Source organism: Leptospiraceae bacterium (genome assembly GCA_024233835.1).
Classification (GTDB): domain Bacteria; phylum Spirochaetota; class Leptospiria; order Leptospirales; family Leptospiraceae; genus JACKPC01.
The window spans coordinates 261,388-285,587 of the sequence record JACKPC010000002.1; the positions used below are offsets into that span (position 1 = coordinate 261,388).

Annotated in this window: 17 protein-coding genes; 13 read left to right on the forward strand and 4 right to left on the reverse strand. The window is 33.2% G+C overall.

What is annotated here, in order from left to right; genetic code table 11:
• Nucleotides 1-132: 132 nt before the first annotated feature.
• Complete coding sequence (locus H7A25_10440) at nucleotides 133-5,100, reverse strand: AAA family ATPase (protein MCP5500311.1); 4,968 nt, start codon at nucleotides 5,098-5,100, stop codon at nucleotides 133-135.
• Nucleotides 5,101-5,365: 265 nt separating this feature from the next.
• Between H7A25_10440 and H7A25_10445 the strand changes: the two genes are divergently transcribed.
• Both H7A25_10445 and H7A25_10450 read left to right on the forward strand, forming a co-directional pair.
• A complete protein-coding gene (locus H7A25_10445; GenBank protein MCP5500312.1) occupies nucleotides 5,366-6,649 on the forward strand; it encodes a methyl-accepting chemotaxis protein in 1,284 nt (427 codons plus the stop codon).
• 61 nt (nucleotides 6,650-6,710) lie between these two features.
• Complete coding sequence (locus tag H7A25_10450) at nucleotides 6,711-7,796, forward strand: AraC family transcriptional regulator (GenBank protein ID MCP5500313.1); 1,086 nt, start codon at nucleotides 6,711-6,713, stop codon at nucleotides 7,794-7,796.
• 224 nt (nucleotides 7,797-8,020) lie between these two features.
• Here the strand turns inward: H7A25_10450 and H7A25_10455 are convergent, their stop codons facing one another.
• Entirely contained in the window at nucleotides 8,021-8,758 is a 738-nt protein-coding gene (locus tag H7A25_10455) for an ATP-binding protein (protein MCP5500314.1), read from the reverse strand.
• Nucleotide 8,759: 1 nt separating this feature from the next.
• On the reverse strand, nucleotides 8,760-10,310 hold the full coding sequence (locus tag H7A25_10460) for an IS21 family transposase (GenBank protein ID MCP5500315.1): 1,551 nt from the start codon (nucleotides 10,308-10,310) through the stop codon (nucleotides 8,760-8,762).
• Between the two features lie 865 nt (nucleotides 10,311-11,175).
• Between H7A25_10460 and H7A25_10465 the strand changes: the two genes are divergently transcribed.
• The 4 genes from H7A25_10465 to H7A25_10480 all read left to right on the forward strand — a co-directional run bounded on the left by H7A25_10465 (nucleotide 11,176) and on the right by H7A25_10480 (nucleotide 13,681).
• Nucleotides 11,176-11,517, forward strand: coding sequence for a hypothetical protein (locus tag H7A25_10465; GenBank protein MCP5500316.1), 342 nt, complete (start codon nucleotides 11,176-11,178; stop codon nucleotides 11,515-11,517).
• Between the two features lie 367 nt (nucleotides 11,518-11,884).
• The gene (locus H7A25_10470; GenBank protein MCP5500317.1) at nucleotides 11,885-12,457 is read left to right on the forward strand and encodes a DUF2281 domain-containing protein; all 573 of its coding nucleotides are present in this window, start codon (nucleotides 11,885-11,887) and stop codon (nucleotides 12,455-12,457) included.
• On the forward strand, nucleotides 12,447-12,860 hold the full coding sequence (locus H7A25_10475) for an HNH endonuclease (protein MCP5500318.1): 414 nt from the start codon (nucleotides 12,447-12,449) through the stop codon (nucleotides 12,858-12,860). The genes H7A25_10470 and H7A25_10475 overlap by 11 nt, the downstream gene beginning before the upstream one ends.
• A 542-nt stretch (nucleotides 12,861-13,402) precedes the next feature.
• Entirely contained in the window at nucleotides 13,403-13,681 is a 279-nt protein-coding gene (locus tag H7A25_10480) for a DUF2281 domain-containing protein (GenBank protein MCP5500319.1), read from the forward strand.
• A 118-nt stretch (nucleotides 13,682-13,799) separates the two neighbouring features.
• On the opposite strand, the gene H7A25_10485 is transcribed toward H7A25_10480, so the two are convergent.
• Nucleotides 13,800-14,756, reverse strand: a complete 957-nt coding sequence (locus H7A25_10485; protein ID MCP5500320.1) for a hypothetical protein — start codon at nucleotides 14,754-14,756, stop codon at nucleotides 13,800-13,802.
• A gap of 66 nt (nucleotides 14,757-14,822) precedes the next feature.
• Between H7A25_10485 and H7A25_10490 the strand changes: the two genes are divergently transcribed.
• The 7 genes from H7A25_10490 to H7A25_10520 all read left to right on the forward strand — a co-directional run bounded on the left by H7A25_10490 (nucleotide 14,823) and on the right by H7A25_10520 (nucleotide 24,192).
• Entirely contained in the window at nucleotides 14,823-15,737 is a 915-nt protein-coding gene (locus H7A25_10490; GenBank protein MCP5500321.1) for a GntR family transcriptional regulator, read from the forward strand.
• A gap of 222 nt (nucleotides 15,738-15,959) precedes the next feature.
• Complete coding sequence (locus H7A25_10495; GenBank protein ID MCP5500322.1) at nucleotides 15,960-17,909, forward strand: hypothetical protein; 1,950 nt, start codon at nucleotides 15,960-15,962, stop codon at nucleotides 17,907-17,909.
• 9 nt (nucleotides 17,910-17,918) lie between these two features.
• Nucleotides 17,919-20,378 carry a putative Ig domain-containing protein gene (locus H7A25_10500; GenBank protein MCP5500323.1) on the forward strand — a complete coding sequence of 820 codons (2,460 nt, stop codon included), beginning with the start codon at nucleotides 17,919-17,921 and terminating at the stop codon, nucleotides 20,376-20,378.
• 13 nt (nucleotides 20,379-20,391) lie between these two features.
• On the forward strand, nucleotides 20,392-20,631 hold the full coding sequence (locus tag H7A25_10505; GenBank protein MCP5500324.1) for a hypothetical protein: 240 nt from the start codon (nucleotides 20,392-20,394) through the stop codon (nucleotides 20,629-20,631).
• A 42-nt stretch (nucleotides 20,632-20,673) separates the two neighbouring features.
• A complete protein-coding gene (locus tag H7A25_10510) occupies nucleotides 20,674-22,074 on the forward strand; it encodes a hypothetical protein (GenBank protein ID MCP5500325.1) in 1,401 nt (466 codons plus the stop codon).
• Nucleotides 22,075-22,076: 2 nt separating this feature from the next.
• Nucleotides 22,077-22,571, forward strand: coding sequence for a hypothetical protein (locus H7A25_10515; protein ID MCP5500326.1), 495 nt, complete (start codon nucleotides 22,077-22,079; stop codon nucleotides 22,569-22,571).
• Nucleotides 22,531-24,192, forward strand: coding sequence for a hypothetical protein (locus H7A25_10520; GenBank protein MCP5500327.1), 1,662 nt, complete (start codon nucleotides 22,531-22,533; stop codon nucleotides 24,190-24,192). The genes H7A25_10515 and H7A25_10520 overlap by 41 nt, the downstream gene beginning before the upstream one ends.
• The last annotated feature ends 8 nt before the right edge of the window (nucleotides 24,193-24,200 follow it).

A 24,200-nucleotide genomic window follows, 5' to 3' on the forward strand; every position in this document is an offset into this window, starting at 1 on the left:
TTGAGTGTAACTCAAGTAACAGGCATGTCAAGAAATTTAAATTGCCTCAATATAAATTTTGTGAAGCCGGAAATTCTCCATTTTTGTGTATGTAAACCTTAGCATTTTCCCTTCTTTTACAATCGATTAAATTTAAACCTTTCGGATTATCATAAAAGTTACATCATCGTTATTGGGGTAGTCCTTCAATTCATCCAATAGTTTATCCTGTATCTCTTGCAGTGAGCCCTCTCCATTCCTGTTAAGAAGTTCTCTCAATCTTTCGATTCCGTACATTTCATCCTGTGCGTTATATCCTTCCGTGATCCCATCCGTATACAAAAACATTGTATCTCCGGAGGATAAACTTAGTTCATCCATAAAAAACTCATTCATTAATTCTTCATAACCCAACCAGGAACCCCGTGTTTCTATACTTTCAACCTGTTTTTTGTTTTTTCTGTATATAAGAATATCCTGATGTAATCCGGAAAAGTAAAATTTATTATCTTTAATATGAAACAAAGTGAAAGTTGCGTATTTGTTAATATTCATCTTCTTAACATTTTCTGAAATAACATGGTTTACCTGTTTAAGTTTTTCAGCAATGGAAAGATTTTTAGCAGATCGTATAACTGTATGAAGAGAAGTTTGTATCATCATCATAACCAGACCGGCAGGAACTCCATGTCCGCTTACGTCTGCAATAACAACCCATTCATCCTCTCCATCCTGTATCACATCATAGTAATCTCCACCGACTTCATCAGCGGTTTGCATATAAGCCAGTACATCGAAAGATTTAATTTCCGGTTTTTCAAGTAATAGAGAAGTTTGAATGTCTCTGGCTATTTCCATTTCTTTTTCAGCAATAGCTGCTTTTTCTCTTTGCTCTAATAAACGTGTATTTTCTATTGAAATGGCAGCCTGACTTGATAGTACTTTAATAATTTCCAAACTGCTTCCACTAAAAGTATTGGTCGTAAGGTTATTTTCAAGATAGATAATCCCTGAAATTTTTCTTTTAAACTTTAAAGGTACACATATTATAGATTTCGCATTGTTCACCACAATATAAGGATCATTTTTAAATAGATGTGAATTAGAAGCATCTTCTAATATTACACTATCTTTAGATTTTCGAACATAATTAATGATGGAGATAGGAAGAATGCCAGAACTTTTATCTATGGATATCGATTGCATAATATTATACTCTTCATTCACATTACCTTCTGCTTCTATTTTAAATGATTTTCCTTTTTCATCCGGTAATAATAAAACTCCTCTTTGAGCACCCGCATTTTCAATGGAGTATTTCATAATTTTTTTTAAGAGATTTTGAAGTTCTATTTCTCCCGAAAGAGCCTGAGAAGTCTTTAAAATTGTGCTAACATCAAAAGAAGAAATACTCGTTGAACCTGTAGTAGTATTCGAAATGGTCTGCGTTATTGTTTGCGAAACGGTATTTGTTTGAGTCAAGTCTATTGCTAATTTACTTTTTTTCTTAGTAATATAATAATGGTATTCCCTCTCCATGTGCTCCACTTTTGCAATAGCTCCCCAATCAGAATAGATATTATAGGCTTCTGTTAAAAACTCTTTAGCTTTTATATTTTGATTAGAGTTTAAATAGTATTTTCCGAGTTGTTCATTGGCAATAGCTTGTTCAAATAAAAAGCTATTCATTTTTGCTTCTTCTATAGATTTTTTATAATATTCAATTGCTACTTCCTTCTTATTTTCTATTTTTGCTTTTTCTGCTAATAGAAGAAGATATTTATTATTAAAATTCATAGGAGCATATTTCGAAATAGTTTTAAAAAATTTTATATTCTTTGTTAAAATTCTTTTTAGCTCTTTTTGTTCTATTTTTTCAAAAGCCCACCACGCAGAATATATTATTAAGGACTGAAATAGAATAGAAATATATGAAATTGGAGAGGACTTACCACCATTTCGGTATTTCTCTATATACTGATTTAAAGAAAAAGCTTCTTCGTATTTATGAAAAAGAAAGAAAACTATAGATTGATAGGTATACACATAAAGGCTCGAAACATTATCTATTTGTTTTTCATGATTCATTAAGAATTCAGAATAGTTCATATATTCCCCGGATAATTCCTCTCTTATCTTTGCTTTTCCTAACAGATTATGAATTAATTGACCCAGTCCATTAATCATAGTTTGAGATGAAATTTGAACTGATTTTTTTAAAACATCATTATATTTACTCAGCTTAACATCTACATCTTTTAAATTTATACTGCCAAAAAAATCCTGAATTATAATTGTGTTAGCCTGAAAGCCAGCAAACTCATAGTCACCTACTTCTATACTTTGTGGAAAAACTTTTTCAAGCGGAATAATAGATTCAGATAATTTTTGTGTCCATATATAAAGCAGATTATAATGTACTAAATGAATTTTAACTTTAAGTTCAGGTAAAGGATATAGCTCATTCAATTTAAGTGCAATTTCGCCTGCTTTATAGCCGGTATCCATCTCCATTAACTCACCACATAATACAACTCCGTATGTAGCATAAGCATAAGAACTATACTTTGTATTCCCGTATTTCAAACTGAGGTGAATCATACTGACAACAAGAATCACAAACAATTCAGGATTAGCAAAATAAGCGGGAGTAAAGGCATAATTAAGAACTTTATTTATTGCTAAAACTCTCAGGTTATCCTTTAATTCGGGTAAATGTATTACATTTTCTAACTTCCCTCCCGATAGTCTCCATTTAGTTGATAAAATACTTTTGATAATCTCAAACCTGGATGGATGTTTTGATAATTTCAAATCTAACTTATCCAAAATCTCTATTGCCAGATCAATAGCTTTTAAATAAAGTCCCTGGCTGGTTCTAGCTTTAATTACATTTAACTGTAAACTTGCTAAATCTTCTACCTTTTTAATTCTAGGCTCTAACTCAAGGGCTATTTTTTCTAAGTCTTCATACATAGAATTCAGATAAAGTAATTCTAAATATTCATTGCTAACATTAAAACATAGATCACAGTCTTTTTCCCACCTTTTTCCCGATATCTCGTGAAAAGAGTTATTTATATAGCTATATGCCGAGCCAAAAGCAGAAGAAGATTTGGCCTTCATGCCTGCTTGCAAATTTAGTTTAATATACTTTAGCTTCTCGTCTTCATCTGTTATTTCAGATTTTCCCTGATTAAAATGATCGGTAATGAAAAATATTTTTTTCTCTATATCTTCCATACTGGCTTTTTCCAGAGCTTTCTTCGCAATTCGGTAATGAAAAGCAGGCTTTTCTGATTCTAAAATCAGCGAATAGGCAGCTTCTTGTATTCGATCATGAGCAAAATGATACTTATCTCCTCTAAAAAATATTAAACCATGTTGATTTGCAGTAATTAAGGAATCAGACAATTTTTCTTCTTCTAAATTAATGATTTCTAAAACTTCTTTTTGAGAAAAACGATTTCCTATAGCAGCAGCTACTCTTAAAGTTTCAATCACGGGTTTATCTAATTGCGTAATTTTCTCTACCATGAATTTAACAACATCATCTGTAATCTCAAGCTTTTCAACTTTCCCGGGATCCCAATCCCATACATTTTCTGAGGAAAGATAAATAATCTTTTTATTACCCAGTTCTGTTAATAATTGATTTACAAAAAATGGATTTCCCTGTGTTTTAGAATATACTAAATCTCTTAGCTCTTCAGTTTTTTCACTCTTATATCCAACAGAATCCTGGATTATTTCATGAATATCTTTCTTCTCTAAGGCTTTCAGTTCAATTACGACATGAGTAATGCCGGACTCTGTAATTTTCTCCAATGCCAGCATAAGAGGGTGTGATGAAGGAGTTTCATTATTTCGAAAAGAAAGAATTAACTGTAAAAAATTAATTCTTTCTTTTATATATAGATATTTTAATAACTCAAGACTTGCCAGATCTATCCATTGCATGTCATCTAAAAATAAAACAATAGGTCTATTTTTAGTTGCCAGTGCTTTTAAAAGTTTTGAAAAAACCAGGTGAAAACGATTTTGATTCGCTTCGGGAGAAAGTTTTTCTAATTCAGGTTGTTCTCCAACAACCAATTCCAACAAAGGGAACAATTCCGTAACAACTTTTGCATTCCCTCCTATTGCACTTAGGATTTCTTTTTTTTTCTTTTGTATTTCATCATCACTTTCTGCAAGAAATTCAGTAAAAAGACCCTGGAATGCCTGAATAAAAACGCTGTAAGGAACATCCCTTTTAAATTGTTCACATTTTCCTGTTAAAAAATATCCTCGTTTTTCTAAGATAGGTTTTTGGACTTCATTTACCAGAACTGATTTTCCAATTCCGGAAACACCTTCTATACTTGCAATTTCTACATAGCCCTCAGTAATTTTTTGAAAGGAAGATAGTAAGAGTTCAATTTCTTTCTCTCTACCATATAGTTTTTCAGGAACTTGAAACTTATTCAGGAAATCTTTTTTACCCAATTCAAACGAAATGGAATTCCCTTCTTTTTCTATATTTTCTCTTAAATATACTAAATCTTCCTTTAAACCGGAAACACTCTGATACCTTTCTTGTGGAGGCTTTGACATTAACTTTAGTATGATTGCATCTAAAATTTTTGGGATTTTCGGATTATGCTTAGAAGGCCTGCTGGCCTGTTTTGCTATATGTGCATGAATCAATTCAAGGGGATCTTCGGACTTGAAAGGTCTTTCAGTGGTTAAAAGCTCATAAAAGGTAATACCAAGAGAATATAAATCTGCTCTTTGATCCAGACTTATATTCACACGACCGGTTTGTTCAGGAGAAATATAGGGAAGTGTTCCTTCCAGGGTGGCTTTTTGATAAATTTGATTTAAGTTTTCATTTAAAAAAGTAGAGATGCCAAAATCCGTTATTTTAATTACAGTTCCATCTGTGTTAATCAAAATATTATGCGGCTTTATATCTTTATGAATTATATTTTTACTGTGTATCTCCTGTAAAGAATCACAACATTTTACAGCAATATCCAGGAACTGATTTATCGATAAACTTTTATTATCTAAAAAGTTTTTATCAGAACTATATAAAGTTTTAAGCTCTATAAACCTTTCTTCCAGATTCTTCCACATGAGATCTTTCTCCTGTTTTCAAAGATAATTCTATGAAAAATAATTTCTACTATTTTTTCATATTTTTAAATAGAAATTACAAACAAGCTGCATTTTCTGAATTTAATTCATAATTTATTGACAATTTATTTTAGATATTATGATTTCAATCATAATCCTGGAGGCAGAAGAGTAAGATAATTCTTAGTCTAATAAACAAAAAGCACAGGAAGTATGAGTTTATTAGGTATTATAAATACTATAAAGTCTTAATAGGGTTAGTAATATGAATTACCACAGAACAAGTATTATCAGGCGCTTCTTAAGTTATTCGGTTGGCTTTGGAATTTTACTGGGAAGTATTTTTCCCTTTTTTGCTACCTATTTTGTAGCGAGTTGGAAAAGTGAAAAGATGTTTTATATATTTTGCACAACCTGCGTCATCTCTGGTATAGCTGTCGGTCTGGTAGGTTATTTTATCTATCAAGTTACCATTATGACTATCCTTAAAGATATGTCCTTACAAATGGCTGACATTTCCGGTGGCAATGGTGATTTAACCTCTCGAATAAATTGCAACTCACACGACGAACTTGGAAAGCTAACCCTAAATTTTAACCGATTTGTAACCAGGGTAAGAAGTATTGTTAGCGAAGTTCAATCCTTAACTTCTCTCGTAGCTACATCTTCCAGTCAAATTTCTACTGCAACCAAAAAGTTATCTTTAACCACACAGGGAGAAGCTGCCAGTACAGAACAAATTTCGGCTTCTATCGAAGGTGTTTATAGAGAAGTCGGGGAAATTGCATTTAGCACCGGTGAGCAAAATAAATTGGTTTTAGAGCTTTTACATTGTATGTCTTCTTCGAGCACCATGATTAAAGAAATAAACAATGAAATTGAAGGTGCAGGTATTTTATCCTCTTCCATTAAAACAGATTCTTCTATAGGTTATAGAACTTTACAGGAAATGAATCAGAAGATGACAGACATCATTTCCTCTTCTAAAGAAATGACCAAAGTAATCAACATAGTTAATGACATCTCCAAAAAAGTAAACCTTTTATCGATTAATGCTTCTATAGAAGCAGCAAGAGCCGGAGAAGCAGGTATCGGATTCACAGTAGTTGCAGACGAAATAGGCAAGCTCGCAAAACAAACCGACAAGGAGTTAGAAAAAATCAAATCCATGGTTCAATTGAATCATACACGAATCCAATCCGGGATGGAGAAATCTCAGGAAACCCTTTTTATTATAGAGAAAATCAACGAGGGTATACAGAGAATTGATGAACACATTAACCAGATGCACCAATACATGCTGAATACTCTAGAAAATAACCAAACAGTTGAAGAAGAAGCTATTCAGATTAAAGCCATGAGTGAAAAGATTAATTATGTAACCAAAGAAGAGACCCTGGCTTTTCAGGAAATTGTAGAGGCCATAACCGAAATAAACAAACTGACTCAAACTATTGCGTTTTCCTCGGAAGAACTCTCAGAAATTTCAGGAAAACTGGAAAATGATTCATTTTACCTCAAGAAAAAGGTAGAATTCTTCCAGACCTAATTTGATTAAAAAAAAACAGGTAGCTTCTAAAAGGTATCTTTCTTAGTTTGTCTATTGAAAAATGATAATTCAGAGTTTGAACCTCTATTTTATTCAAATAGGCAGCGGACTGGGACTTTTAATGGCCCTGATTCAATTGCTCAGAAAGGAAGGAGAAAAAGGTCTTCATCCTCTCTTTTTTCTCGGTCTTTTAGTTGCATCCCTACAATCCAGACTGGGCTTGTATTTAAGTGAATCCCCTCTTCAGTATCCTTACGCTTATTTCGCTGTTATCTTTACTTTGTATTGTATCGGACCCTTTCTTTTGCTCTTATTTATACAGATGCTAAGCTTTGCCATAAGCCCTCCCAAATACTCCTATCGACTGCATTTCTTCCCGGCTTTTATTGTCCTGATTTATGAAATCTTCTTTTTTGCTCTTCCCCTGGAAATTCAAAGACAACAATTAACTGCTTCCTTTTCCTCTTTTATCCCAAGCATCATTAATATTGGTATCTTCATAGGAGTCGGTCATATTTCGATTTACCTTCTCTATATAATGAGTCTCTTTTTGAAAATAAAAAAGAACTTTGATATAAGCTACGGAGGAGCCCTTTATTTTATAGTAATCAGTCCGGTTCCCACACTTATCGTTGCTTTTTTGGGTTATGCCCTTCAGAGTAAAGTACTCATGCACATTGGTGCCGCCTTCATTACTCTTATCTGCATGACTATCTTTTTAATACGAGATATGTATCCGGGCTTTTTTATCTCTCTTCAAAAGGAAATCGAAGAAAAACGTTACTTAAAGACCCAGCTAAATGGAATTAACCTCGATGCAATTAAAGATAGGCTTTTAGAACTCATGGAAACCGATAAAATTTTTATGGATGAAGATATTCGCTTAAGTACACTCGCTGATGAGCTAAAAATTTCTCCCAACCAGGTTTCCCGGATTATTAACGAACAATTCGGTCAGAATTTCAATGAATTTATCAACTCGTTTCGAATCAAAGAGGCTCAAAAACTACTTCTTGAAGATAGGGAGAAGACGATTCTTTCGATTGCCTTTGAGGTTGGATTCAATACCAAAGCCACTTTCAATACCCAGTTTGTAAAATTTGTAAAAATGACTCCGAGTGAGTTTCGAAAGCAAAATCTAAGATAGATAAGCTCTTTAAAAGCTTTTACCGTTTTTTAAAAATGGCCAAACCTACTTTCATTCTTTGCCTGTGCCCGGGTATTAGCTGCGCTTCGCCGTATTATCTTTCGTCTGACAAAGGTTTTGCCTTTATGTATATTTCGGTGAAATCTGCCAGTCATTCCGGTTGAAACTTTACCACTCAAATGTTTTCAAAATCATCCTAATGACAGATGAAAGCCTAACATAGATTAAGTCAAACCTTTTGTAATTAATTTTCTCATGGAATCTCCTTTCAACGTGAATGTGTAAGAAGAGTGTAATATTCTGTCACAAACTGCATCAGCAATTGTCTGGTTATTTACCACATCATGCCAGGATGAAATAGGGTATTGAGAAGTAATAATTGTTGACTTTTGTCCATGTCTATCTTCAATTATTTCCATAAGAAACAATGCTGTTTTCTTATCAAACGGTTCCAGTCCAAAATCATCAAGGATAAGTAGATCCGTTTTTTTTATCTTATCAATTTCTCTATTGTAACTTCCATCGACTTTTTTCATTCTTAAAGAATTGAATAATTTACTGCTATTGTAATATAGCACAGAGTATCCTTCCAGGCAGGCATTATTTCCAAAAGCACATGCTAAATAACTTTTCCCAGTTCCGGTCGGGCCGGATATAATAAGGTTATATTTCCTTTTGATCCATTCAAAGGAGCTTAATTTTAGAACCATATTTTTATCCAGATTTCTACCGCTATCATAGCTGATGCTTTCCAGATTAGCTTTGTATCGAAATTTAGCTGTAGCTAATAATCTTGTCAGCTTCCGATTATATCTTTCCTCCCATTCGGCATCTACGAGAGAAGCAACAAACTCATCCGGACTCAGTTTATTAAAGCCCATATCCAATGCAGATTTAAAGATTCTCTGCATTCCATAAAGTTTCATTATTTTTATTTTTTCAAGTGTATCTTCATTAGTCATATCAGTATTCTTCCTTATTGTAATATACTTTTCCTCTCAGGTTTTCATGTTTGATGTCATTGGAAGATAAGTTTTCTTGCTCGTATGCATCCATTCCATTTAGCAAAATATTTTTTATAAATCTGTAGCCTATTTGCTTGTATTCTAATGCGATTTCACAGGCTCTATTAACTCGCTTTCCCCCATATTTCTTTCCAAGGTTAATAATCCCTATGCATACTTTATATCCCTGTTCGGGATATTTGTAAGTATTTAGAATATTTGAGGATAGCTCCCTTACACTTACTCCCAGAAGAGATGCTCTGCTTAATATCATTTCAGAATTCCATTCCGCATAAGACTTGTGAGAGGGAGGCATATGGTCTATATTTGTGCTATATTTACCCTGTGCTCTATCACGTTTATGCAAAGCCACTCTCTCATTATTGTAGAATACCTCAACTATATCCTGAGTATAGATTATCGTGGTTTTACGACCTTTTAGGCGATAAGGCACGCTGTAATAGTTTTTATCTTCAGGAAGGTAGACATGATAATTTACAGCTACTGTAGACATTGCAAATTTCTTGAACATGTATTTTTCTGCAGGTAGAGGCTTTAGTAACTGTTTTTCGTTTCTTTCAAAATCTTCTCTTCTTGAATGATTTAATCTCTGCATTTTTAGATTATTATGTTTATCTAATAGTTTCTGTATTGCCTCATTCAATTCTGAGAGGCTCAGGAATGTTTGATCTCTAAGAGGAGCAAATATTCTAGTATATACTATGTTCACCGCATTTTCTACGAGTGCTTTATCTTTGGGCTTATAGGGCCTTGCCGGGAAAATAACCGTATCATAATGTCTGGCAAAATCCAAAAGCTCAGGATTGATTTCAGGTTCATACCTATCACTTTTTGTTACCGCAGCTTTTAAGCAATCCGGAACAATCGCATTCACAACCCCTCCAAGATATTGTAAACTATTCTCACAGGCACGAATAAAATCTTCTTTCTTCTGAGAATATACCGCTTCTACATAAGTTAATTGACTCGCACCTAATACAGAAACAAATACTTCAACTTCTCTTTCTTCATTTGTTTTGGGATCTTTTATTTTTAGCTTTTTTCCGGTAAAGTCCACAAACAGTTTATCACCATATTTATGCTCTATATGCATACTGACTTCTTTGCTGTTTTTCCATGTCTGATAGTGATAACAAAACTGGGTATAGCTATAGGGTTCTGAAACTTCTTTTGTATATTCTTCCCACAATATTTGCAGGGTAACTCCAACTCTTTTCAACTGAACAGCATAGTCAGGAAACCTAATGGATAGCTGCTGATACCTTTCTTTTCGGGAAAGATTTCTGGAATCTAATATATCCAGAACCTCACTTTCCTTCATAAGAGAGAGGTCTTTATATGTCATATTTGACTTGCGGAATATTTGGAGATACTCTGATACTACTGGACGAGAAATACTTAAGTTTCGACTAATACTCCGTTTACTCAAACCCAGTTCGTAGAGTCTTACTATTTCAACAATTTTATTCATTTTTATCCTCTGATTCATCAGTCTTTCCCCTCTTAGTTGAAAGACTTTTTCGTTGCGATGATTGAGGAAACTTTTAACCTTTGTCCCGAATTACTTATTTTCCGTGTGGTAAAGTTTCAACCGGAAGCCTGGTAAAGCTAAAAACGGAATGCAATTCTATTTCATTAAGTCAGGTGGCAACTTTCACCGGAATGACTGGCAGGGTTGAACCGGAATACACATTTAAGCCTGTAAAACGATAACCGTATCGATACTGCCCCGGAGAGCAGAAAAAATTGAATTTTCAAATAAAGCCATGTTTTTCTCCTTTCCCAAGCCGGGCTTCGGGACTTCGATACGCTTCGCTAATCAGTCTCAGATTCGCTTGCTCAGGGAACGAGTTGTATTAATGTACATCAAGTCAGGACCCTGAGTGAAATTTATTGCAAGGCAATAAATTTTGTATCGAAGGGTCGAAGGGCAGCAACCGGATGAACCGAAGGAAAAGTCGAAGATAGAAGCTTATAAAGTCGAAGATGAGTGCCTATACTTAACTTGGAGTTCCCCTTCGCCCAGGCTGAAGTTGTGACTGAAGTTCTTCTTAACCCACGGCTGAAAACGTGACTGAAAGCTCCTCTTAACCCACGGCTAAAGTTGTGACTGAAGTTCTTCTTGACCCCATACTTAAGTATGGGGTTAAGAGATATTTCCGTTTCTAAGCTGAATCTTATCCGAGATTGGCCTGTCAAGTTTATTTCTTGACCATAATTCTTTTACCTATCCCCCAACCCCTTTCCTGCGAGGAAAGGGGAGTTGAGTGGAGAGGGAGGGGTTTAGGGAGAAATTTTAAAACCTCATCCAAAAAACACTTGTCATAAAATAAGTTTTATGCTAATTTAGCCTGATGGAAGCTATAACCGAAGACATAGTTCTAAAAGAACTACTTAAAATATCAAAGGAAGATAATGAGAAGGAAGCAATCAAAATACTTATTATAAAATACTATGAAGCAAAACTTGCCTACTGGGAAATGGTAGATAAATTCTTTACTCAAAAGAAAGGTATGGACTTCCAAACTTATGAAGATACAAAACACAGCGAATGGGACGGAGATGACTGGCAACTTTGCGAGGAGTTCCATGACTGGGAGGGTGCAATTGCTTCTTTGCAATTCTATAAAAAGAAATGGGAGGAATTAAAAGAGTGGAGACCGAAAAGTTTAAACGACAGTTACTCAAATATTTAAGTAATTTAGAATATGTTGAAAAAGTTGATATCTTTGAGGTCTCTGAATAATATCACAACCCATCAAAATATTGAAGCAAAAACTGTGAAAGAAATTCTCCAAATCTTCCATTCTACCGTTTCCGAATTACTTCCTTAACCTATCCCCCAAGCCCTTTCCTGCGAGGAAAGGGGAGTTGAGTGGGAGGGGACACAAAGAGGAAGGATAGTTCGGCTAAAGTTGTGACTGAAGCTCTTCTTAACCCACGGCTGAAGTCGTGGGTCAAGGGAAAGGAGGCCTCTCCTGAGTCCACTAAAGCAGGGGTTTAAGAGAGAGTAAGATTTTATTTCTTGACCATAATTCTGTTTAGTGCTTTTCTGGTTATCCGATGGAAACACAGGTATTATTAGAAGCTATCGAACAACTACCAGACGAGGGCAAGCAGGAGTTATACGATTTTTTAGAAGTCCTTATCCATAAATACATTCCGGAATATGCGGAAATCGCCTATCCGGATGATAGGGTTGAAGAGTTAGCACCGGAGGTAGAGGAATATTATAAACGTGAGCTTGATAAAAGGCTGGAGAGGGTAGAGGAGGATCCTCATCCAGGGTATTCCATGCAAGACATTGTTAGTGAACTGGAGAGCGAAACTGTCAGCAAATTACAGAGGGAGAACAATACCGCTGTGCTTTCTGCAAGGGAAAGCCGATTGTTGAAAAAAATCAACCGGACCGCACCAAACCTAATTCAAAAGCAATACGATGTTCTTATGGAAAAAAAAAGAGAAGAAAACCTTAGTGAAATAGAATATGAGAATCTTATAGAATTGACAAGTTTTATGGAATCTCTTCAAGCAGAGCGATTGGAGAACTTAATAGAGTTAAGTCAAATTCGAAACATTTCTCTGGATAAACTCATAGAACAATTAGAGTTAGAACCCAAATTATATGTCGTTTGAAAAACTAAAACAGCTTGTATTTGGCAGGGCAAAAGGTCTTTGTGAATACTGTAAGAGTCCAGCAAACATTTCCTCACAGCCTTTTGTTATCGAACATATAACTCCCAAGAGTAAAGGTGGACAAACAGAATCTGAAAATCTGGCTCTCTCCTGTCAGGGTTGTAATAACCATAAGTATAATAAGACAAAAGGTATTGATAAGCTTACAAATAAAGAAACTGATTTACATAATCCCAGAAAACAAGAATGGGTTGAAAATTTTGCTTGGACAGACGATGTCATAGAAATCATAGGTAAAAACTCCACGGGTCGCGTCACAGTTGATGAGTTAAAATTAAATCGTGATGAATTACAAAACCTGCGAAAATTGCTTGCTAAGGTAGGAAAGCATCCACCGAAATAGAGCCTAACCGATTTTTATTAAGTCCATGCTGTTTTCCTTTGACCCACGACTGAAGTCTACACTAAGTAGGGGTTTAAAGGGAAGTTTTGAAACTTTGCAATTCTATAAAAAGAAATGGGAGGAATTAAAAGAGTGGAGACCGAAAAGTTTAAACGACAGTTACTCAAATATTTAAGTAATTTAGAATATGTTGAAAAAGTTGATATCTTTGAGGTCTCTGAATAATATCACAACCCATCAAAATATTGAAGCAAAAACTGTAAAAGAAATTCTCCAAATCTTCCATTCTACCGTTTCCGAATTACTTCCTTAACCTATCCCCCAAGCCCTTTCCTGCGAGGAAAGGGGAGTTGAGTGGGAGGGGACACAAAGAGGAAGGATAGTTCGGCTAAAGTTGTGACTGAAGCTCTTCTTAACCCACGGCTGAAGTCGTGGGTCAAGGGAAAGGAGGCCTCTCCTGAGTCCACTAAAGCAGGGGTTTAAGAGAGAGTAAGATTTTATTTCTTGACCATAATTCTGTTTAGTGCTTTTCTGGTTATCCGATGGAAACACAGGTATTATTAGAAGCTATCGAACAACTACCAGACGAGGGCAAGCAGGAGTTATACGATTTTTTAGAAGTCCTTATCCATAAATACATTCCGGAATATGCGGAAATCGCCTATCCGGATGATAGGGTTGAAGAGTTAGCACCGGAGGTAGAGGAATATTATAAACGTGAGCTTGATAAAAGGCTGGAGAGGGTAGAGGAGGATCCTCATCCAGGGTATACCGGAAAAGAGGTCATTGAAAGGCTGGAGAAACGAATTGGCAGAAAATAGAAACTTATAGTTAATTCACTCCTACCCCTTTCTTTCAGTCTTCTCTATTACTAATCCCTAATATCCAATACCCAAATACTAATTCTTACCTATCCCCCTGCCTTCGCCTGGCTTTGGCTCAGACTGTCTCCTTAACCCACGGCTGAAGTTGTGGGTTAAGGGAAAGGAAGTCTTTCCTGATGAGTCCATCCCTTGGTTCGTATATAAAATCGAAGTCTCTCATTTTGATAGAAACCACATCGGTGTCCATGAAAGCTTCGAGGAATTCGAGTGCTTCGGTTCGAGAATTGTAAATCTCGGAAGTAAAACGCAGGAAAAATTTGTTTTTGTCAAACTCTCCGTCCTGCAACATCAAGGGGTTTTCTTTTGTATTCGGAAATTCAAATCGATTTTGATAAAAGGGCAGAAGCTGTAATTCGGATAGTGCGGAGGTTTTACAATACCATTCGCTGCGTATTCTTTCTTCCCCTATATACTCATCCATATAATCTTCTATAGCTATATTATGATTCTCTTTATCACTATAAAATGCTTCTATGTCGGGAAATACAAGTGGATTGATAAAACTCAATACCGTAACTGCCTTACGATATTCCTTTTCTGCTTCACTTCTCAGAGAAAGAACATAGCAGAGTAAAATAATCTCTTTACTGTGTATTTTTTGAATAGAGCTAAAATAAGGTTCCAAATAGGAATACATTCTGTAATCTGCAAGTTTATGAATATATAATATATCTTGTTTACATTGTAAGAAGTGACTTTTAGTCCATCTATGGAATGTTTCTGCCTTATTTGTAGTTATTTTATATCTGTCACTAATTCTATAGGGTTTGCTGGCCTGGGCTTCAAGATAACCTAATGTAAGTAATTCCTTAAACGCATTAGCAATGGTAGTTCGAGAAAACTTACATTTTCCCGACAGCTCTGTTACAGAAATCTCGGTTCCTTTTTTAATGTCATTGTTTTGTATCAAATATATTAGAGTTTTCTTTAATGCTTCTGTTTTTTGTATGCCCTGCATGGTTTTTAACTTATCACAGATAAGCTTCTGAGGATTAAAACTCTTGATTTTCATAGTATACCAATAAATATCTTGACTTGTTCTTTGTCTATCTTAGACTATTTCTAAATTAAAATTATTATGAAACCCTCGACAAAAACAAAGAAACTCGAAAGGAATGGTTATCTTGATATCTTAAAATCCATCCCTGTGAGTTCAAGAAAAAGCATTTCTGAGAAGTTAAGCGACACTATTAAGCGAAAAATAGAGACAGGTAAGATTCAAATTGGAACGGAACTCGGAGTCAAAGAACTTTCCGAAGAGCTTTTTGTTTCACCTGTAACGGTTTCTAAAGCTCTAAAGCAACTCTCTGAAACCGGTTTGTTAGAGGAAAGAAGGAACCGACCTTATATTGTTCGATCCAAAGTAAATCCGGTAAAAAATCCCGGGTACGATGCTATTATACAGGATTGGGCAAAACAGAATGATATACAGATACAGGTTATACTGGTATCGGCTACCGAACTGCACTCCGGTTCTGCCGCAGAGCTTTATACATACTGGAACCGTCTGGAAAGAGACTTTGATTCTTCCTTATTTGTATTAAAGAGACTTTTAAAGTTTCGTTCCGCTAGTGAGGATATTTTCCGAGCAGGCCTTCTGGTAAACAATTATCTGAAACCGGAAATGGCTCCCGAACTCCTCTCTTTCTACAAAGAGCCGGAAAATCAAAAAGTCGGGCTTCCGGAATACCTCGATTCTCTCGGAATCAACCGCATCCGCTCGGAATGGACGATCTCTGTAGAAAGTTTAAATCCAAACCTGCACCTCTCCGCCTGGCACTTAGCAGAGGACTTAGCTCCGGAAAAACTACTCTCCTTCCTGGATAGCCTGAAACCTGAGGACATACAGAAGCCTTTTTTGAAGCTGGAATCTTCAATGTTCGCAAGCCCGGAAGGCATTTTTGCCTACACGGAAGCTTTTTTTGAACCTAAAATTTTCAAATTCAAGACCCAGAGCTTTGACTTTGAGTATATAGAATACCTCCAGATATAGGAATAAGCCCGTTTTATTACTACCGGGGCTAAAATAGCTGCATCATCACTATTGTTGATTAGTCGGAATAGTTGATGGATAAAAAAAATGGGATGAAAGGATTTATATTTGACTATATTTGTTGATAATTGATATTTTGGTCATAATGGAGTATCTGAATAGATTGTAGATAATGTGTTTTTTTCTTTACAGTCTTTTTTGAACTTTCCGGGAGAGCGTAACGTGGAAAATAAAAGTTTGATTTATAAATTAGGATCCTATGCAGTAATCCTCTTTTTGTTTATTCCTTTTTCTTGCACCAAAAAAAAGGATAATAAAGACAAAGAAATAGCTTTAGCTGCTGTTGCTCTACAGGGTAATGTTAATGCAGTGCTTGAACAGCAACGAGTCACTCAAGTTAATCAAAAGAAATTAGATCCCGCAAAGGTAGTAATTGATGCTACAAAAACATATAGCTTAAGTGATTTTCAAGAAAGAGCTTTATTGAGATCTGGAGCAGTTGTTGCTGATTTATCCATTTCTCCAAAACCAGTAACTGAAAATGGTATGTGGAAATTCTCTCCAAATACTAATTATACTTTTTCGTATACAATCGAATCTTATCTTAGTTTAAAAACATTTATAGATTTAGATTATAATAATCATGGTGTTCATGTTTGGAGAGATAGCCTAACAGGTGAAAGTTGCTCAACTCCTGTTGAAGGGGACTATTCTATAGGAAGTAGCAATTCTATAAAATATAGTTGCACAGTCACCTACTCTTTCTATGGAGATAAGAGTTCTGATGTCTTTATTAGTCTTGGCTTTATAATTCCTGATTCCAAAATTATGCTCTATGCTTATTTTCCCTCAGGGCTTCCAGATATTTCTTCTACATACCAAAACGCAGGTTTCAGTATTCAATCTAAAATATCCAATACATCATCAAAGACAAGTCAATTTTTTCTTTTGAATGAAAGTCCATCATCTACAGAAGAGAAAGAAAAATTAATGTTGGCTGTGGGTGTTACTGTAGAATCGTTTTATATCTGTGAATTGAGCTCAAATACAATAAAAATAGACAAAGTTGAAAATGGTATTTGCTTTCCATCAACCGGCAATAGTTTTCCAGCATTAATACAGAATAGCATTACTGAATTTAATTTTATTACCGGAAAAACTTATTATATAAAATGGTCTTTGTATAGCTTTAGTAAGGATTTGAAATCCAGCTTGGGTGTAAAATATTCTGGAGAAAGCATCCATACTATAAATGGAAAACTTCTTAAAATGGAAGAAAATATAGATGGGACATATAAATTATTTGTGAGTTCAACGGATAAGTTAAATAAATATACTTATGATGCATATTATACAGTACCTACTAATAAAATTAGTTCAGATTCCATGACTACTTTAAAAACAAAAGTGAGTTTTTATCATCATTTCTCAAACGAAAACTCAAGATATATGTTAGCTGCTATGCCCGCCGGAGTAATTAAATCAAACTACGCAACAACCAGTGTTAGTAAGCAAATAAATGTTGCTACAACTGATTTAGGATTTCCTATGGATGATAAATATAAAGATGGAAAATGGGTAAGTCAAGGAACTTGGAACTTTGGTTATATTCGTTCTTCGGATAATAATATACATAAAGGAGTTGATTTATTTGTATCAAACTTTGCTTCTCCATTGGCAGATATTCCTGTGACAAGTATTTGTGGTGGAAAAATAGTACGTGATAACTCCAAAACCCAAGATCTTTATAATGCATTTTTTGTATTAGAGTGTTCCGGAAAAAAATATAATGGGGATTTACTGAGAATATATTACGGTCATGCTTATTTAACTAAAAAACTAACTGCAGGGGAACCTAGCTTAACAGTAAGTAAAGGAGAAAAAATAGGAACTGTCAGAGACGATTTTAATAAATGCTCTGCGTATTTTTATAAAGATGCTAATAATGAAAAGCAGGATTGTTGCGATTCAAATAATAATTTTTTATCAATATGTAATAGTTTAAAAATGGATCAACATCTACATATTAGTTTTACCAATGTTTCAGAAACAAGTTCCACTTCCAAGGGGTATGGTTGGTCTTATTTAAATTGTGATGGAGTTGCAAAAGAAGGTTGGGTTGATCCTTACAAATTTTATTCGTTAAATTATAAAAACTCATGTAATAATTAGGAAATATTTATGAAAGTTATATTATATTTAATTATCACAATTCTGCTAATGAACTGTGATAACTTTAAAGAGAAAAAAGATAATTCTTTGATTGGCCCTGTCCCTGAAGGACAGGGGTTAATTATTAATTTAGGAATTACTAAAATGATTATTGATGCAGGAAATTCTGGAAGTGGTGCCAGCACGCAGCAAGCAACTACTGTCAGTATATCGTATCCAACCAACCCTGCCACTTACTATGTTGGAAAGAAAATTGATGATAATATTCCAACAACTACAGGAGACAACTTAACATTTAGTTCTGAAAATACATTACCTCAAGGTTTGGTTTTAAATCCTTCAACTGGTATAATATCTGGAACTCCAACGACAGCAACTCCTGGAAATATCTACAAAATAATAGCTGTAGATAGCAAAAACAAAACAAATGAAAACAGTATAAGTATCACAATAACTGTAGTCGATGCTCCACCTTCATCTTTAACTTATAGTAATCCAACGAGCATATATACCAAAGGAGTCGTAATAACTAATAATGTTCCTTCAAGTTCAGGAACTGCTCCAACCTCCTATTCTATTTCACCCAGTCTACCATCTGGATTAATTTTTAACCCTTCAAATGGAATCATATCAGGTGCTCCAGAACAGTTATCAACTAAAACTACCTACACAATTACTGCTCGGAATGCTTATGGAGAGACATCTACTACAATCAGCATTGAAGTTGTTGCACCTGGAACTCCTACTTCATCACCAAGTAGTATTGCTTATAATACATCTCAACTAACAGCTAAGGTTGGAGTGGCTATAACAAATTTAAACCCTACTGTTTCGGGAATTGCAACTAGTTATTCAATTTCACCCAGCTTACCGACAGGATTATCTTTAAATACTACTACAGGTGTTATATCAGGTACTCCAACTGAAGCAAAAGCTAATACACAATATACTATAACAGCTTCAAATACTTATGGAAGCACAAATACTACTTTAAGCATCGAAGTAAAATCTGGATACCAATGGACAAAAATAATTAAATCTACATCAACTGGAAAGTTAGATTATTTTTCACGCTTAGAAAAAGATAGTTTAGGCAATATATACATAGCTGGTATGTGGAATGGAACTGTCAATTTTGCAGAAGACTTTGGAGGGAGTGATAGTAAGACCAGTAAAGATGGAAATACTTTGGGTTATGATATCTTTATAACTAAAATTAATGCCGATGGAACCTATGGATGGACAAAAACAATAGGAGGTTCGAATACAGAAAGAATGAGAGATTTTCAGATAGTTGGGGATAATATTTATATCATCGGTCAATTTCAAGATACGGTAAATTTTGGTACTGATTTTGGTTCTTCTGATAGTAAAACAGGAATTTCTGCAGGAGCAGGTTCAACAGGTTTCATAACTAAGATCACAACCAGTGGTTCATATGTATGGACAAAAGTTTTATGTTCTACTACTACGGCAATTTTTATTTCAGGAAAAGTATATAACACTAATATTTATCTTTACGGTTGGTATAATGCAACATGTAATTTTAGAAGTGACTTTTCCGGAACGGATACCAGAAGTTCCAATAAAGATACTAATGGCTTTTACACTTTTGATACTTTCCTTACTAAAATAACTACTGATGGAGGATATCAATGGACAAAAATAATTGGAGGAAATGCAGACAATTACGTAAATGAGTTCAAAGTTTCGAATAATGGTAACCTATATCTAATGGGAAGAGCTTATGCAGGAACAATTAATTTTGCTTCTGATTTTGGTAGTTCAGATTCGAAGACTCTCAGTGCGAATACGACACTTTTTCTAACTAAAATTAACTCTAATGAATCTTATGGATGGACAAAGCTAATTCCTTATGGTGGAGGTTTAAGTATTGATAATTTTCGCTTTACTATAAATAGCACTGAGGATATTTATATCTCAGGTGCTAATCTTATAGGCACATACAATTTTGGGACTCCATTTGGTGCAAATGATTTCCTGTCTTCCAATGATTTTCATGGGACAATAACTAAAATTTCAAAAGATGCAAGTTATTATTGGTCAAAAAGGTTGGGAATGAGAACAAGCAGTAGCCAAACAGGAAGTATTCAAGTAGACTCATTCGACAACGTATATGTAACGGATAACTTTAGAAATTCTTTTAATTTTGCTGAGGATTTTGGAGGTGTTGACAATAAGTCTATAACGAACAACAATGCCGCTTACATTTCCAAGATTAAATATGATGGTTCTTATCAATGGACAAAAACATTCGGAAATCATGATGGAACTAATAGTTCCACTCACCTAAATACAATGATTACTCATGGTGATTATATATATGCTCTGGGAGTCATCTCTGCAAACAATGCAGTAAATTTCGGAAAGGATTTTGGCTCTACTGATAATAAAACTTCGGGGAGTAAGGACTATAGTTTGTTTATAACAAAATTTGAGAATCAATGAAGCGAAGTTAATAATGAAAAGAATAATTTACTTTTTTATAATATATATAGTATCTTTTTTTTCTTGTGATAACTTTAAAGAGAAAAAAGATAGTTCTTTGATTGGCCCTGTCCCTGAAGGACAGGGGTTAATTATTAATTTAGGAATTACTAAAATGATTATTGATGCAGGTGACAGTGGTGCCAGCACGCAACAATCAACTACAGTAGTAAGTATATCTTATCCAACCAACCCTGCCACTTACTATGTATAATAGAATGCAAATACAATTTTAAATTTTTTGAGAAACATATTTATGATATATAACTTTATAAAAAATTTCTGTTTAATTTCTCTTGTTACTTTATTGATAATTCAATGTAGTGTTGTAACAACTAAGAAAATACCTAAGAAAGTTACTACCAATGATTTCAATAAGTTACCAGTGTATGATATAAACAACGTTCCGGTACATATATTATGGATTAAAGATAATGGAAAATATACTGGTTTTATTGTCAGTGGCCATGCTAAAGAAGAAGTTTGTAGAAAATTATCTTTAGCTTTATATAGAGCTATTTATGATATTAGACAGAAAGATTCCAATGAATTTAACAGTTACATTAGTTTTGGAATAGGTTATTATTTAAACAAAAACATAACATCAAATATAACATTTTTAAATGATATATCTATGATTATAAGTTCATTAAAATCTAAATATTCAGAAGTAGACGAAGCTTATGTAGTAAATACAGAAGTTGAACATCAAAAGTATTGGGAATATTCTTTGAATATTCAAAAATCCATATACAATAATCAATACGAAAGTTTACATTATCTTAAATTAATTAGATATAATGAAGATATTCCTATAATCATCCCTTTTTATAAAAAGGATGTAGATAAATATGATATGGTTTATTTCGAGGATGATATCAAAAACTGGAAAGTAAACAACACAGAAGCTACTATTGAAAATAATCCTATTTTTGAATTTATTCTTGAATTATTTATATATTTGAATGATCAGAAACTTTTAAGATTTAATGAACTATATAACATTATAGTAAAAAATGAAAATAATATTAAAACGAAAGATTTTAACAAAATACTCGATATCACAAGGGATGATAAATCCATAAAAATGGAAAATTATAAATTAACAATCTCATTTAAACTAGTAGAAAGTTGCTCAATCGATGATTATGGAAATTTATCAGTTGTTTATTCTAAAAAAAATAATAATAAAGTTGAAGTGCGATATCACTATATAGACAGATACGTTAGATTTACCGATAAAAACAAAGTGCTACATTTATCAACATTAATATCAAAAATTCGAAAAGAAAATGTAGAAATCTGCAAAAGAGGTTTAACTGAAAGTTTTACTAAAGTATTTAATAATAGTATAGACAAATTTCTGGTAGATGCAGTATTAAGGGGATGGCCAATTCCAGCTGATAATGAAAACATACAGTCACTATACAGAAAAAGAAATAACATTTTAAAGCGAATCATTAAAGACAACATTAAGTTGTATTCTAAAGATAATGTTTTTTTTCATATAGTAAAAAATAAGAGTAAATACAAAATTTATCCTATGCATTTGATCGGTTCAAAAAGGGTTATTGTTACCAGTCAATATGTTGGTGAAAAAGGTAGGATTCAGCATGTGTTTACACCTTATAATTTTAGAAACGAAAAAGAGGAATAATGATGAAAATAATACTTAAACTACTTCTATTATTTTTTATATATGTATCTGTATGGTCTTCTGAAGTTGAAAAATATAATTTCTATGATGATGGATTTTATCATAGACAACTTGCGGAGTCTGATGCTCAACAAAATCAAGAAGGTCTCAAATATCCAAGTGAAGAAAGCAGTTATGATAAGTATACCCTAACTCAAACTGAAGATGGAAAGTATCAAAATAAAGATGGTAACATCGTTCTTAAGAAGCTAAGTTCTGCTAAAATTGTTTTCAATGCTGTATCTTTAGAGAGTGATGAAAGAGTTTTACCACCAATTTCTTTAGTTAATACAAAAAAGGAAGGTAACGAAATAAAAGAACTATATATATATAAAAATTTTTTAAGTGTAATTTGCAATGGATATTGTAAATTAAAGTCAATAAAATTATACTTAGTGGATAATAAAGGTTTCAATTATGAACTTTCTATTCGAAAAAATCGAAGCAATAGATCTTAATAATAATGATAAACAGATAATTGAAAGAATTGAAAATTCTGGTTATAGAACACTTCCAGACGAGCGAAAGAAGATATTTGTTTACTATAAATATTCAATTAAAACAGGGCTCAAAATATACCTATCATGTCAAGTTTCTGAGGATACTGTAAATATAAGTATATTTAAGCTACGTTTAGTTAAAAAATCAGAAAAATATTTTGATAACTTTCTTAGATTAATATCTTCATATGATGATCTTAATCTACCAAGCAAAAAAGGGAAAAAAATATTATCTAAATATTTGATAAAAAACAGTTATAATTTGCTATTTAAGCCATTGATAAACATGAAAATATTCGATGAATATATTTTAAATGACAATTCGCATATTTTAGTATATGGTGATGTACTTTATGAGACATCTAGCGACTGTTTAACTCGGGCTTATATCGATTTTCCGGGGTTATATATTGCATCAGTTAACTATAATAAGGACTTTTATACTAACCTTTTAATTACAAATATCAATAATAAAGATATTAAAAAATTTATATCTAACTTAAAGGAAATTACTTTCCCGAAAATTAGTGATATATATTATTTTCATGTGGATGTTTATCATGAGTCCAATATAGATTTTTGTAAATACATAAATAGTAAAAAAAAGATTATTGAAAAAATTATACTCCATTCTGGATATGTAGCTTGTCCCTCAAAGGATAAACTTGAAAGAATAAATAGTTCCAATAGAACAGTATATTTAATAATAGATTCACACTATAATATGCGACGCAAACTTATTATTGGATATAATCCTAAGTATGTAGTTGAATTAGAAAAATTTTTAGAGCTTATTGGTGCAAATAAAATAGATAATATTTGCCTACACGCTGCTCAGTGTAATACTTATCAACTTAGTAAATATTTTTATAGCATGGAAAATTATAAATATGTTCTTTTCTCTCTATATAATACATCTACTTTTCAAGATTTAGACAGATTTAATGAAACGCTGAATTTATTAGATGGAAAAATGTATTATCATGAGGCATGGCAAAAAGCACTGATGAATAGATTTATATCATTAAAGGAGAATCAAATGGGTGAAATAATGTATAGTGGGAAAGAAGAGATCTTACCTACTTTAGGAGAGTTGTATGACGAGGCATTTAAAGGTTACAAAAAGGAGATTATTCTTTCAAATGAAGATGGAACAGTTAAGCTTAGTGATATCGACTGGATAAAAATATCAGCAGATATTTTAAAAATCCTAGAACGGTTAACTGAGTTTTTTTTAAAAGAAGAAAACATAACAAAAATTAAAAATATCTTAATGAACTTTAATAGAACAAAGATATATAAGGCTATTTTGAAAATTAAAAATACTAATAATGAAGAAATATGTAGTCACGAATATGAAACAGAAAAATTTACAGATTTATCAAGGGAAATTAATAATTTATTGGGAAAGATCCCACTTAATGATAGTGATATATACATTATAGAATTTGCATTATTTCTTGTACTACCAAATGATGTAAAGAGGGGTATTCGAAATGAAATAATAACCGGGATAAGTAATCATAATCTTATAGATTACCTAACAAAGGTTTCTGAGTTTTTAAGTCATTTAGATTAATTATCTAA